The following is a 13,934-nucleotide window of genomic DNA, read 5'->3' on the forward strand; positions in this document are numbered from 1 at the left end:
TCCCCTCTTCCCCTCTTCTCCTCTTCCCCCGTGCTCAGGGAGCTCCGTCATGCCCGGAATATCAAGAAAAAACGCCATAGCACTCGCCGCCTCCGCCTCCCTCGCCCTCCTCGCCACCGCCTGCACCGGTCAGCCGGACTCCGGCGCGAGCGACGACGCCTCCCAGGAGACGACCATCAACTTCTGGCACGCCTGGAGCGCGCCGTCGGAGGTGAAGGCCGTCAGGGACCTGGTCACCGGATTCGAGAAGGCGCATCCCAACATCCACGTCGACGTCGTCGGCAACATGACCGACGACAAGATCAACCAGGCCCTGCGCACCGGCGGCGAGAAGGCCCCGGACGTGATCTCGTCGTTCACCACGAACAGCGTCGGACGGTTCTGTTCCTCCGGCGCCCTGGTGAACCTCAACCCGTTCTTCGAGAAGTCGGGCGTCGACCCGCAAAAGACCTTCCCGAAGCCGATGAACGAGTACACCCAGTTCGACGGCAACCGCTGCGCGGTCCCCCTCCTCGGCGACGCCTACGGCCTCTACTACAACAAGACGGCGTTCGAGAAAGCCGGCATCACCAGCCCTCCGAAGACCTGGTCGGAGTTCGAGAAGGACGCCAAGAAGCTGACGATCCCCCAGGGCGGCACCTACCAGCAGCTGGGCTTCATGCCGAACTACCACGGCTGGGAGACCACCACCGAGCACTACCTCGGCCAGTTCTCCCCCACGTACTTCGACAAGGACGGCAAGTCGAACGTCGCCAAGGACCCCGCTTTCGCGCAGGCCTTCACGGTGCAGAAGAAGTTGGTCGACGAACTCGGCGGCTACCGCAAGCTGGAGACCTACCGCTCCGAGCTGGGCGACGAGTGGGGCCCCAAGCACCCCTTCCACACCGGCCAGGTCGCCATGCAACTCGACGGCGAGTGGCGGCTGGGCATGGCCCTCGCCACCAAGCCGAAGTTCGAGATCGGCGTGGCCCCGCTACCGGTCCCCGACGACCAGGCCGACCAGTACGGCAAGGGCTACATCACCGGCACGATCGCCGGTATCGCCGCCACCAGCAAGAAGCAGAACGCGGCGTGGGAGCTGGTGAAGTACATGACGACGGACACGGACGCGGTCGTGCACTTCTCCAACGCGATCCACAACGTGCCCTCGACCCTGGCGGCCCTGAAGTCCCCGAAGCTGAAGTACGACCCGCGCTTCAAGACGTTCCTCGAGATCGCCGCGAACCCGGACTCCACCACCGCCCCCGCCTCCGTCAACGGCGGCGTCTACCTCACCACCGTCCAGGAGTTCGGCTACGCCTACGAGAGCGGCAAGGCGACCGACCTGAAGAAGGGCCTTCGGGAAACCGCCCGGCAGATCGACACGGACATCGCGCAGGCGAAGTGAGCCGAGAGCCTCATGAGCACTTACACACTGCGCGCGAAACACCGCCGCTCGACCCTGCGCACCCTCGCCTTCCTCTCCCCCTGGCTGATCGGCTTCTCGGTCTTCTTCGCCTACCCCCTGCTCTCCACCGTCTACTTCTCCTTCATGCACTACGACGGCTTCAAGCCGCCGTCCTGGTCGGGCACGAAGAACTGGACGTACGTCTTCGCGCACTACCCGCTCTTCTGGCCCGCCCTGCGCAACACCCTGTGGCTGGTCCTCGTCATGGTCACGCTCCGCGTCGCCTTCGGCCTGGGCGTGGGCCTGCTGATCACCAGGATCAAGACGGCCACGGGCGTCTTCCGCACCCTCTTCTACCTGCCGTACCTCGCCCCGCCGGTGGCGGCGACGATGGCCTTCGCCTTCCTCCTCAACCCCGGCACGGGCCCGGTCGACTCGCTCCTCGGCAAGGCCGGCCTCCCCACCCCGGGCTGGTTCAACGACCCCGCCTGGTCGAAGCCGGCCCTCACCCTGCTGGCCCTCTGGGGCATCGGCGACCTGATGGTCATCTTCATGGCCGCGCTGCTCGACGTGCCGAAGGAGCAGTACGAGGCGGCCGAACTGGACGGTGCGACGCCCTGGCAGCGCTTCCGCTACGTCACGCTCCCGAACATCTCCCCGATCGTCATGTTCGCGGTGGTCACCGGCGTCATCCAGACGATGCAGTACTACACACAGCCGCTGATCGCCGGAAAGGTCGCGTCGGGTGTGATCCAGGGCGCGGGCACCCAGTTCGAGCCCGGCTACCCGGACAAGTCCACGCTCACCCTCCCCCAACTCGTCTACAACCTCGGCTTCCAGCGCTTCGACTACGGCTCCGCCTGTGTGGTGGCACTGGTCCTCTTCGCGCTCTCCATGGCCTTCACCGCACTTCTGATGCGCCGCCGGGGCGGCCTGATCCAGGCAGGTGACCGATGACCCAGGTACTCGACAAACCCCTGGAACTGAAGGCACCGCCTTCTCCGGCCGAACGCACGGCCCACCGAAGGGCGTTGCTGGAGTGGATCGCCGTCCACTCCCTGGGCATCGCGGCGGCCCTCTTCTTCACGCTCCCCTTCGTCTTCGTGTTCCTCACCTCCCTCATGAGCGACAGCCAGGCGCTCAGCCGCGACCTGATCCCGCAGACCTGGGAGTGGGGCAACTACGCCAGGGTCTTCGACACCCCCGGCTTCCTCACGTGGTGGCGGAACACCCTGGTCTACGCGGGTCTGGGCACGGTCCTCACGGTCGTCTCCTCGATCCCCGTGGCCTACGCCCTGGCCAAGTTCCGCTTCCGCGGCCGCAATCTGGCCCTGATGCTGGTCATCTCGATGATGATGCTGCCGCCCCAAGTGATCATCATCCCGATGTACCTGTTCTGGGCGAAGCAGCTGGACCTGTCCGGCACACTCTGGCCGCTGATCATCCCCATGGCGTTCGGGGACGCGTTCTCGATCTTCCTGCTGCGCCAGTTCCTCACCACGATCCCCGACGAGTACCTGGACGCGGCGAGGGTCGACGGCTGCGGCGACCTGCGCACCCTGCTCAAGGTCGTCCTCCCGATGGCGAAACCGGGTATGGCCGCGGTGGCCCTCTTCCAGTTCTTCTACGCCTGGAACGACTACTTCGGCCCCCAGATCTACGCCTCGGAGAACCCGGGCGCCTGGACCCTCTCCTACGGCCTGGAGTCGTTCAAGGGCGCCCACCACACCGACTGGAACCTCACCATGGCCGCCACCGTGCTGGTCATGGCCCCCGTGATCCTCGTGTTCTTCTTCGCCCAGAAGGCGTTCGTCGAGGGCGTCACGCTCACCGGAGTAAAGGGTTAGACATACATGCAGCATCTCCCCGGGGGACAACCCCCGGACGCCCGGCCGATGGTCGTCGTCCCGGCCACCTGGAAGCGAGGTACCCCGCAGTGAAACTCACCGTGGTCGGCGGAGGCTCGACCTACACCCCCGAACTCGTGGACGGCTTCGCCCGCCTGAGGGACACCCTGCCCGTCGAGGAACTGGTCCTGATGGACCCGGCGGAGGACCGCCTGGCCCTCGTGGGCGGACTGGCCCGCCGCATCCTCGCCCGCCAGGACCACCCGGGCCGGATCACCACCACCACCGACCTCGACCGGGCGGTGGACGGCGCGGACGCGGTGCTCCTCCAGCTCCGCGTCGGCGGCCAGGCGGCCCGCGAACAGGACGAGACCTGGCCCCTGGACTGCGGCTGCGTGGGCCAGGAGACGACGGGCGCCGGCGGACTGGCGAAGGCCCTGCGCACGGTGCCGGTCGTCCTGGACATCGCGGAGCGGGTCCGCCGCACCAACCCCGACGCGTGGATCATCGACTTCACCAACCCGGTGGGTATCGTCACCCGGGCCCTGCTCCGGGCGGGCCACAAGGCGGTCGGCCTGTGCAACGTGGCGATCGGTCTGCAGCGCAAGTTCGCGGCCCTGCTGGGCGTGGAGGCCACTGAGGTACACCTGGACCACGTGGGCCTCAACCACCTCACGTGGGAGACGGGAGTGCGCCTCGGCGGCCCGGAGGGCGAGGACGTCCTGCCGAAGCTCCTGGCCGAGCACGGCGACACGATCGCGGCCGATCTACGCCTCCCCCGCGCGCTGTTCGACACCCTGGGCGTGATCCCCTCCTACTACCTGCGCTACTACTACGCGCACGACGAGGTCGTCCGGGAACTCCGTACGAAGCCGTCCAGAGCGGCCGAAGTGGCGGCGATGGAACGGCAGTTGCTGCAGATGTACGCCGACCCGGCCCTCGACCGGAAGCCGGAACTGCTCGCCAAGCGGGGCGGCGCCTACTACTCGGAGGCGGCGGTGGACCTGGCCGCGGCCCTGCTGGGCGGCGGTGGCACTCCGTACCAGGTGGTGAACACGTACAACCGGGGCACGCTCCCGTTCCTCCCCGACGACGCGGTGATCGAGGTACCGGCGGCGGTGGGAGCGAAGGACGCCTCCCCCCTCCCCGTACCACCGGTGGACCCGCTCCACGCGGGCCTGATGGCGAACGTCACGGCATACGAGGACCTCGCCCTGGAGGCAGCCCTGCACGGCGGCCGGACCCGTGTCTTCAGGGCGCTGCTCTCCCATCCCCTCATCGGCCAGTACGAGTACGCCGAGGCGCTCACCGACCGGCTGATCGCACACAACCGGGAGCACCTCGCGTGGGCCTGACCGCACGTGTCCTCGCCATCGACGCCGGCAACAGCAAGACGGACGTCGCGATCGTGACGGCGGACGGAGAAGTCCTGGCCACGGCCCGCGGCGGCGGCTTCCGCCCGCCGGCCGTCGGAGTGGAGACGGCCATGGAGGTGCTGGCCGACACGGTGGTGAGGGCGCTCAGCACCGCGGGCCTCACTTCCGTCGACCACGTCTCGGCCTGCCTCGCCAACGCCGACTTCCCGGTCGAGGAGGAGCAACTGGCGACCGCGCTGCGGGCCCGGGGGTGGGGGGCCTCGGTGTCGGTCCGCAACGACACGTTCGCGATCCTCCGGTCCGGAGTGACGGAGCCCCGAGGAGTCGCCGTCGTCTGCGGCGCGGGCATCAACTGTGTGGGCATGCACCCAGACGGCCGCACGGCCCGCTTCCCCGCGCTGGGCCGGGTCTCGGGCGACTGGGGCGGCGGCTGGGGCCTGTCGGAGGAGGCGATGTGGCACGCGTCCCGCGCGGAGGACGGCCGCGGGCCCGCCACGGCCCTGTCCCGGACCCTCCCCTCCCATTTCGGGCTGGCGTCCATGTACACGCTCATCGAAGCGCTGCACCTGGGCCACGTGGCACAGTCCCGCCGCCACGAACTGACCCCGGTCCTCTTCGCGACGGCCGTCGACGGCGATCCGATCGCCCGCGCGATCGTGGAACGCCAGGCGGAAGAGGTGGTCTCCATGGCGGTGGTCGCCCTGACCCGCCTGGATCTCCTGGACGAACCGGCCCCGGTCCTCCTGGGCGGCGGGGTCCTGGCGGCACGGCACCCGCAACTGAACGACAAGATCGCCGACTTGCTGTCCGACCGGGCCCCCAAGGCCGTCCCGCAGGTGGTCACGGCGAGCCCGGTCCTCGGCGCGGCGCTGCTGGGGCTGGACAGCGTGGGATCGGTGGAAGGGGCGCAGGGGAGGTTGCGGGCACACTTCGCGGGGTGAGTCCGTGTCGCTCCGGATCCGCGCTCGCATTGATGCGCTCATCGCATGGACAGATCTCGGTTCGATGCTGGACATCGATCCGCTGGTGCTCCGAAACTCTCGCGTAACACCTCGGCTGCCCCCGCCCGGCTTCTCTCTCTTCCGGCCGCGTGATGGGGGCGGCGCCGCCCTGCTGACCGGCGCCATCTCCCAGTAACCGCCGGGAGCCCTGAGCCGGGCGTCCCGGATCCCTTCACTTCCGGCGCCCGGCCCGGGTTCCCACCGACCGAGACGAGGACCCATGAGAGGCATCACCAGACGGACGGCCCTCGCCGTCACCGCCGGTGCGGTCGCGGCGCCGGCCCTGAACACGGCACCCGCCGCTGCCGCCGGCACCACGACACACACATCCGAAGGACGACGAGCGGCCCCCGGACCCCACCCGGTTCTGCGGACGGACCTCGTCACCCGGGTAACACCGAGGAACAACTGGCTGGTGACGGCCGTGGTCCTCCAGTACGCCCACCGCATCGACTTACGCGGCGTTGTGGTCCCGCCCTCGGCCTTCCAGGTGAAGGCCACCGTGGGCGGGCAGACAGCGGCACGCACGGTGACCCGGGTGTACTCCGGCACCACCGCCGAAGTGGACGACCGGTCCCACCCCGGACGGCCCGGGGACCGGCTGATCATCGAACTCGACCCGAACGACCCCAACGCACGGGCAGCCGGCACCGACCCCCTCCCGCTCGACCGCGCCTACTCCGTCACACAGGTGGCGGACGTGCACGCCCAAGACGGTGAACCGGTCCTCAAGGCCGGCCCCTTCGCAAGCCGGAACGACGGCGTCATCACGCCTCTGGTCGACGACTTCACCGCCGGTTCCTTCACCGACTCCACGGGTTTTGAACTGGACTTCCGGCTGTACCGGCCCGCGGGCTTCGTACGCGATCCTCGGACCCGCACCCGATATCCGCTCGTCGTCACCCTGCACGGCGGTGGCGAGGTCGCCGACAACAACATGACCCAGCTCACCTCCAACCGGATCGCCGTCACGTTCGCCGAACCGGAACGACAGCGCCGCAACCCCGCGTTCGTCCTCGCCCCGCAGATCCCCCTGCCCCGTCCCATGGACGGACCCGACGGCACGGACTGGACCGACACCAGGGTCCAGGGCGCGCTGATCGAACTCATCGACACCTTCGTGCGCGAGCACACCCGGAGCGTGGACACGTCGCGTCTCTATCTCGTCGGCCTCTCCTCGGGCGGACGCGGCATCTACAGCCTGCTGGTGAAGCGACCCGCCATGTTCGCGGCCGCCTTGCCCACGGCCGGCTGGGGCGACCCGGCCACCATGGACAGGATCACGCACATACCGATCTGGGCCGACCACTCCATCGACGACCCGGTCGTCCCCTACCGGGAAGGCCGGTTCGGCAAGCCCGGCACCTGGACGCTGATGAACGCGCTGGAGACCGCGGGCGCACGGGTCAGCCGGGGGGAATGGGCCAACGATCTACCGAAGGCACAGTTCGAGGCCCGGTCCCGGGAGCTCCTCCGACAGGCCCGGGCCACACGCAGCCACACCCTGTTCACGAGCTACACGCCCGGAACGACACCGGTGAACCCACACCTCTCATGGGCCCAGACCTACGAGAACGACGTGGTCATCGACTGGCTCTTCGAACAATCCCGGTAATCCCCGCAGCCATCACGTACGGGCGTACCTCGCTGTCCGGTCACCGCGCTCCCACCGCTATCCGGAGGTAAAGCAATGCGTCCATCCCGTCAGCCGACCCGCACGACCGCGCCGCCACGGACCCGGTCCCGTGCCGTGACGACACTGATCGCACTGGCCACCACCATCGGCTTGGCACTGGCGATGCTGACCGTCGCCGCCCCGCCGGCGGCCGCCGCCGACTTACTGTCCCAAGGCCGGCCCGCGACCGCCTCGTCCACCGAGAGTGCGTCCACCCCCGCCCCGGCGGCCGTCGACGGCGACCCCGCGACCCGCTGGTCGAGCACGTTCAGCGATCCGCAGTGGCTGACCGTCGACCTGGGCGCCACGGCCACCCTCAGCCGAGTCGTGCTGCGCTGGGAGACCGCGTACGCCCGCACGTTCCGGATCCAGACCTCCGACGACGGCACGGCCTGGACCACCGTCCACTCGACCACGGTCGGCACCGGCGGCGTGCAGACCCTCGACGTGAACGGCAGCGGCCGGTACGTACGCGTCCACGGCACGCGGCGTGGCACCGCCTACGGCTACTCGCTGTGGGAGTTCCAGGTGTACGGCTCCCGCGGCACCTCTCCGGGCGAGGGGATCCCGGCCCCGTCGACCGCTTCCCTCGAGGCCGCGGACGGGCCGCTGACCACGGCCGCCTACACCGTCCCCGACCCGAGCGGATACGGCTCCGGCACGGTCACGTACCCGACGGCCGGTGGTTCCTACCCGGGCGTCGTACTGATGCCGGGGTACCAGGGCACGCAGCAGAACCTCCAGTGGCTCGCGCCCCGTCTGGCTTCCTGGGGCTTCGTCGTCATCAACGTCGGAACCAACACGCTCACCGACGATCCGGCCTCACGCGGACGCCAGATCACCGCCGCCGGCACCCAGTTGCTCGCCCTCGGAGAAGCCACCGGCAACCCGATATCGGGGAAGGTCAACGGCACTCTGGGCGCGGTCGGGCACTCGATGGGCGGCGGTGGCGTCATGGCGGCCCTCCGGGACGACCCGCGACTCCGGGCGGGCGTGCCCACCGCCCCGTACTACCCGAACGCGAACTTCTCCGGGGTCACCGACCCCACGTTCTTCCTGACCTGCCAGAGCGACCCCGTCGCCCACGGCAACACCTACGCGGTGCCCTGGTACAACTCCATGTCGCAGGCCGAGAAGCTCTACATCGAGGTCCCGGGCGACCACCTGTGCCCCATGACGGGCTCCGGCAACAAGGCCAAGCAGGGCAAGTGGATCGTGTCGTTCCTCAGCTACTGGCTGCGCGCCGACACCCGCTTCACGCCGTTCCTCTGCGGCCCCGCCCGCGACGCCGACCGCAACGACCCGTCCCTGGTCACCCGCTGGATGGACACCTGCCCGTTCTGACGGGGGAAGCGCGGACGCGCGTCGGAGCGGGCCGAAGTTCGGCGGAGCGCTCGTGAACGCGCCGAGGCGCGTCGCAACGAACGCGTCACCCACCTCGTCGACTTCCTGTCCGCAGTGCAAGAAGCCGAACGGGTTGCCGTAGACCGCCATCACCACAGGCTGGCTGACGAGCAGTGGCAAGCACGGGCAAAACAGTCCATTGACAGGATGTGGGTGGCGCAGAAGACGATCCACATGCTGTGCGCGACCGAGGTGAACGAGGCGGCACGTCGTCTGGCGTATGACGTCCAGGACGTGATCAGAAACGGCCCCGGCGACCCGGGAGAGCCGCAGGACGAGAAGGTCTGGGCGTACATACGTCCCAGTCGAAGGGCGTTCCTCGATGTCGTGCGCGACCACTTGGAGTAGGAGCGGTCGCGTGCGGCAGTGCCTACGGGTGCGTGTCCGTGATCGCGATGACCTCGTCGAGGCGGTCCAGGGCAGCCTGCAAGTCGTCGACCTTGGCCTGGATGCGGTCCCGCTCGGCGCGCAGCATGGCTCGTTGCTCGGCGTCGGTGTGCCCGGAGTCCCAGCACGGAAGGAGTTCCGTGATCCTTCGGCTGGTCAGGCCGGCGGCGAACATCTGCTGGAAGAAGCGGACCAGGGTGACGGCATCCTGCCGGTAGAGGCGCTGGCCGGATGGGCTGCGCTCGGCGATGAGCAGCCCCTGCTGCTCGTAGTAGCGCACGGCGCGTACCGAGACGCCGGCCCCCCGCGCCACCTCGCCGATGCGGATCAGCCGCTCGCCCGCGGCCTCCGTGACGGTCATGGCGATTCCTCTCCCCCGGCCCTGATGATCAGCGCTTGCCTCTGACGTTGGCGTCAGGTTTTAGCGTACCGGGCATGGACATCACCAACTCAGTTGCCCTTGTCACCGGAGCCAACCGCGGCCTGGGCCGCGCTTTCGCCCAGCGCCTGCTCGAACGGGGCGCCCGCAAGGTCTACGCGACGGCTCGCCGGCCCGAGACCGTGGACCTGCCCGGGGTCGACGTGCTGCCCCTCGACATCGCCGATCCCGCATCCGTGAGGGCCGCAGCCGAGGCCGCCCCGGACGTCTCGCTGCTCATCAACAACGCGGGAATCAGTACGGGGACCGACCTGGTGACCGGTTCACTGGACGCGGTACGGCACGAGCTGGAGACCAACATGTTCGGCCACTTGGGAATGATCCGGGAGTTCGCGCCGGCGCTCGCCAGGAACGGAGGGGGCGCGATCGTCAACGTCCTCTCCGCCATGTCGTGGTTCGGAGGCAAGGGCGCCAATGCCTACCACCTGACCAAGGCCGCCGCCTGGGCCATGACCAACGGCGTCCGCCTGGAACTCGCCGAGCAGGGCACACTCGTGACAGCGGTGCACCTCGGCCTGGCCGACACCGACATGGCCGCGGGCTGGCCCGTGGCCAAGATCGCGCCGTCGGACCTGGCCGACGCGGCGCTCGACGGTGTCGAGGCGGGCTCCGCCGAGGTCCTCGCCGACCAGTGGAGTCGGGACGTCAAGTCCCGGCTGCCGCTGACGCCGGAAGAATTCAACGCCGCGATGGACCGCGCCCTGGCGGCGCTGATGGCGGCATGAGGGGATCTTCATGCTGTGGCCTCGCGTCGGCGGTAGTGGCAGTCGCGGGCGCGGGCCTGGTGTCGACGACGCCATAGGGACCAGTGCACGCGATGGTCGCGTTGATCGTTCGGGGATGCGGCGGCCGAGCGAATAGCCGCTGTATTGCGTTGCAGGTGAGGGCGATGAGTCCGGTGGGGGTGGAGTGTTCGTAGTCCTCGTCGGCGCGGATGACGGCCAGGAAGGCATGGGCGGGCAGCGCTACTGGCCGTGCGGGGCACCTCCGGCTGGGCACCCCTGGGCCGTGCGAGGGTGCCCGAGGTCGGCCAATGGCGACCGACGGTGACAGTCGCCCGGCAGCCGGCATCCGAGAAAAGCCAGGTCAGAGCTCCCCGACGATACGCGTTTCCGCCCAGGGCTGGCGGTACGGCAAGATGGGGTGTTACTTGCCGCGAGAGGGCACGAAGAGACCCCTCACCAGCGGTTTTGTCGCCGATGAGGGGCCGTGTCAGGCAGCCTGGGCCGTCTTTGGGCCGTCGGGCGTCTCTGGGCCGTCATGAGCGTGACCGGCAGCCCGGTACATCGCGGAGATGGCTTTCCGGGTCCGGGTCTCGCTGGACGGCATGAGGTGCGTGTAGACGCGGAGGGTGAAGCCCGGGTCGCTGTGGCCGAGGTAGAGGCTCAGGGCCTTGATGCTCTCTCCGGCGTCCAGGAGGACCGAGGCGTAGAAGTGCCGCAGGGCGTGCATGCCGTGCTCGCGGGCGGCGGCGTAGCGCTGGCCTTTCTCCGGGGCCGGGATGATGCCGGCGGATGCGAGCGCGGGTTTCCATGCCTGGTCGTTGAACGCCTGGCTCCAGATGGCTGCGCCGATGCCGCTCGTGAAGAGGAGCCGGTGTGTGACCTTGGGGCCGGTCGGGATCAGCCAGGGCAGCGTCACCTCGACGGGAGGGAAGTCCGCCATGTGCTCGCGGAGTGCCACCGACACCTCGGGGTCGAGGGGAACGTCACGGAGCTTGCCGCGCTTCGGCGGGGCGAAGACCAGCGTGCCGCGGACCTTCTTGATCTGCTGGCGGACGTAGAGCCAGCCGAGGTCTCCGATGTTCTCGACGGCCAGGCCGAAGATCTCACCCTGTCGTAAGCCGCACCCGGCGCCCAGGTCGACCATGGCCCGGTACCGGTCCGGCAGCCCGGCGCGTACGCCGAAGACCTGATCAGCGGACCACGGATGCACGCGTGACGGCACGGGGCGAGGTGCCTTGACCGATCGAACCCGGCAGGGGTTCGAGGCCAGGAACTTTTATAGGGAGCCTCGCTAGAGGATGGAATCCGGCCCTGATCGGGCTTTGAGACGTATAGCGCTTGGCCCAGGTCGAGAACAGCCCGAGCGCAGAACCCCATGCGATTCATTGACGTTGCGCGGTGGTTCCCCCCCCAGGTGAAACGAGGAAGCGGTGGACGCGGTAGGTAGAGCCGGACGTGTGCCCCAGCCGGCGCGCCGGGCAGCCGGTGATCAGTTGGCGGGGAGTTCATGGTAGCCGGGGCGGTTGAGGGGCTTTCGCCAGGATTCTAGATGTTCTTGACGTAGTGAATGAAATACAGGAAGAAAGTTAGTGCGAGTAGAACGAATAGTTCGAGAATGAGAATGGCTTGGCGGCGTTGACGAATCCTCATACTCAGAGTCGAGGATTCCTTCGCGAGTAGAAGCGAGGCCGCGAAAGCCACGGGGATCAAAATTACCGTGGCGTCTTTTGCCGTCAACCCGTGGGTCTTGATGTTTGGGTTGTCAGCGGATGCTCGAAGGTATTCCCACTCTCCAAATCCACGGATCGCAAGCAACCAGATTGCTAGTCCTGTGAACGCCATTGTGAGCCACAACATGAGCGAGTGAAGCCTCGTGAGACATAGTGGCACCTTGATCCAGATGCGTTCGTCTCGCTTCGACGTAGAGTCGTGACGCAGGTAAAGTTCGAACGTCCGTTCTTCTTCGTCTGCACTGTTACGAGGACCCTCCTTACACAATTCACTTCTTACCGCGCACCGGTTGCTGAGACGTACTGCAGTATCGGAAACCCGAACACTGACATGGTTTGTCTCGGCATCAGCGAAGGAAATTTCCTTCCATGCTACGTTCCCCAGATGATTAAGAATGGGGAAAGTTCGGCCTTGAGTCGGCTTGAAGTAGACCGGCCTCTTCTCGGCCACTTGAATGATGAACGGAGTTTCAATTGGCACTTCGTGCTTGACGAAAACAGTCCATCGACAACCGTAGCCAGAATATGCCCACAGCAGCAGTCTAGCTGCAGCTCGCTGGCTGCTGGACTTTCCTTCGTCCTCCATCCCAGTCTTTGCAGACTTCAGTAGAGTTTCCAGTTCGGTGAGTATTTTCGATACAAAACTTGGCGTTAGGTGAGCATCTGCCTCCCGTTTGAGGAATTCGGCGTAATGCGGTAGGGCAATGAGAGGGTTCTCAGTCCCGCTCAAATAGTGCGGGACGACGAACTCGCGCACACGTTCACCGATATAGGTGCAGCGCTCTCGCCACTCTTTATACTCTTGCACTTGGCTCACATCAAACGGCAGTAGTGGAGCTCCACTTCTCTTGCGGTCTACTTTACTGCGCTCAGTAAGATATTTGAATGTAGCGGATTTGGAACCCTTGATCCTTAGCCAGTTGAACCACGTGCGCGGATTGGACGAAACTTCGTTGTACCGCTTCCAGACTTGCTCATAGTGATTTGTAGGGAAGTAGAAGAGTGAGGTAAGGAACCTGCATAGGTCTTCGCCAGGAGTGGAAATTTTCGCTTCCTGTGCGAGGAATCCGATGTAGTCAGCCTGAATTCGCGCACTGTCATCCATGCGAATCCGGTAGACAGGATCATTGCCAATCTTGATGTGGAGGTCAAGAAGGGGGATCTTTGGCAGATCAGTGACAGGTAGAGTTAGAAGTGCGGTGTTTTGGGATTTGCGAAGCTCTCGCAATCCCTCCTTCAGGTGCGATACGTGGTTTCCGTCAGAATCCTCGACGTCAGCGACTTCCTGGAGAGATTTGACATGAATTTCGCGACTGCGCTCTGACCACATGGCTTTTGAGAGTTCGATACGTTCAATGGCACGCAGTTTCCATGCCTGATTATTGGCAAGCAAGCCAAGCGTCACACGCCGCTCAAGTTCGTCGGTCATATCCGTATAGTGACTAGCCCTGTCGCGTGCTCGCGCCACTCATTCCTCCAGATGGAGCACCGTTGTCACCCGTCCGTCCGGCTGTCCGTTCTCCTGTACCGCGTCGATGGCTCGTCGGGCCAGGTAAAGGTAAGAAGCGCTGCGGTCCCTGCCGTGGGGTTCCTGACATGGCGCGCGATGAGCCACAAGGCCGGACATAGTGCCGGCGGCTTCCTGCACCTCGGCGATGTGGTACAGCAACGAAGTACAGCAACCCCAGCAACCGCCAGCGCCAAGCACCGGCCCTCACAGCCGTTCCGGCAGACTGAATGACCTCCAGTGTCCGATCTCTGTAGAGCTACGGATCAGAAGGTGCACGTGCCATCCGTGGCCCGACCCAGCGGGAAACCACGGGAACCACGGTGCTGAGCGGGCACCGCACACAGCAACGGCCCCTGAAACCAGCCTTGATTTCTGTGGTGTCTGCCGACTTGGGCTCGGTGATCCCGTCGCCCGAGATCCAACCAACGTCCGTGAAAGCAGCATCCCAAGGGG

General features: G+C 66.7%; 11 protein-coding genes and 1 pseudogene. 9 read left to right on the top strand and 3 right to left on the bottom strand.

Annotated elements, in window-relative coordinates:
- Positions 1-49: 49 nt before the first annotated feature.
- The 8 genes from ABZ016_RS03130 (at position 50) to ABZ016_RS03165 (ending at position 9,038) form a co-directional block, all read left to right on the top strand.
- A complete protein-coding gene (locus ABZ016_RS03130; RefSeq protein ID WP_356914784.1) occupies positions 50-1,387 on the top strand; it encodes an ABC transporter substrate-binding protein in 1,338 nt (445 codons plus the stop codon).
- A 12-nt stretch (positions 1,388-1,399) separates the two neighbouring features.
- Entirely contained in the window at positions 1,400-2,344 is a 945-nt protein-coding gene (locus ABZ016_RS03135) for a sugar ABC transporter permease (RefSeq protein WP_356914785.1), read from the top strand.
- On the top strand, positions 2,341-3,234 hold the full coding sequence (locus ABZ016_RS03140; RefSeq protein ID WP_356914786.1) for a carbohydrate ABC transporter permease: 894 nt from the start codon (positions 2,341-2,343) through the stop codon (positions 3,232-3,234). The genes ABZ016_RS03135 and ABZ016_RS03140 overlap by 4 nt, the downstream gene beginning before the upstream one ends.
- An 89-nt stretch (positions 3,235-3,323) precedes the next feature.
- A complete protein-coding gene (locus ABZ016_RS03145) occupies positions 3,324-4,589 on the top strand; it encodes a 6-phospho-beta-glucosidase (protein ID WP_356914787.1) in 1,266 nt (421 codons plus the stop codon).
- Positions 4,580-5,551: a BadF/BadG/BcrA/BcrD ATPase family protein gene (locus ABZ016_RS03150; RefSeq protein ID WP_356914788.1), complete on the top strand. Its 972-nt coding sequence runs from the start codon at positions 4,580-4,582 to the stop codon at positions 5,549-5,551. Before ABZ016_RS03145 ends, ABZ016_RS03150 begins: the two co-directional genes overlap by 10 nt.
- 280 nt (positions 5,552-5,831) lie before the next feature.
- Positions 5,832-7,226 carry a prolyl oligopeptidase family serine peptidase gene (locus tag ABZ016_RS03155; protein WP_356914789.1) on the top strand — a complete coding sequence of 465 codons (1,395 nt, stop codon included), beginning with the start codon at positions 5,832-5,834 and terminating at the stop codon, positions 7,224-7,226.
- 135 nt (positions 7,227-7,361) lie between these two features.
- Complete coding sequence (locus ABZ016_RS03160; protein WP_356914790.1) at positions 7,362-8,630, top strand: discoidin domain-containing protein; 1,269 nt, start codon at positions 7,362-7,364, stop codon at positions 8,628-8,630.
- Positions 8,631-8,843: 213 nt separating this feature from the next.
- Complete coding sequence (locus ABZ016_RS03165) at positions 8,844-9,038, top strand: hypothetical protein (RefSeq protein ID WP_356914791.1); 195 nt, start codon at positions 8,844-8,846, stop codon at positions 9,036-9,038.
- Between the two features lie 22 nt (positions 9,039-9,060).
- On the opposite strand, the gene ABZ016_RS03170 is transcribed toward ABZ016_RS03165, so the two are convergent.
- A complete protein-coding gene (locus ABZ016_RS03170; protein WP_306927063.1) occupies positions 9,061-9,438 on the bottom strand; it encodes a MerR family transcriptional regulator in 378 nt (125 codons plus the stop codon).
- 74 nt (positions 9,439-9,512) lie between these two features.
- Here ABZ016_RS03170 and ABZ016_RS03175 point away from each other — a divergent pair, with 74 nt between their 5' ends.
- The gene (locus ABZ016_RS03175; protein WP_356914792.1) at positions 9,513-10,241 is read left to right on the top strand and encodes an SDR family oxidoreductase; all 729 of its coding nucleotides are present in this window, start codon (positions 9,513-9,515) and stop codon (positions 10,239-10,241) included.
- A 487-nt stretch (positions 10,242-10,728) separates the two neighbouring features.
- On the opposite strand, the pseudogene ABZ016_RS03180 reads toward ABZ016_RS03175, so the two are convergent.
- Positions 10,729-11,511, bottom strand: a pseudogene (locus ABZ016_RS03180) (site-specific integrase); the annotation flags it as partial.
- 275 nt (positions 11,512-11,786) lie between these two features.
- Positions 11,787-13,400: a hypothetical protein gene (locus ABZ016_RS03185; protein WP_356914793.1), complete on the bottom strand. Its 1,614-nt coding sequence runs from the start codon at positions 13,398-13,400 to the stop codon at positions 11,787-11,789.
- Between the last annotated feature and the right edge of the window lie 534 nt (positions 13,401-13,934).

Origin of the sequence: Streptomyces sp. NPDC006372, assembly GCF_040612515.1 — a bacterium.
Lineage (GTDB): Bacteria > Actinomycetota > Actinomycetes > Streptomycetales > Streptomycetaceae > Streptomyces.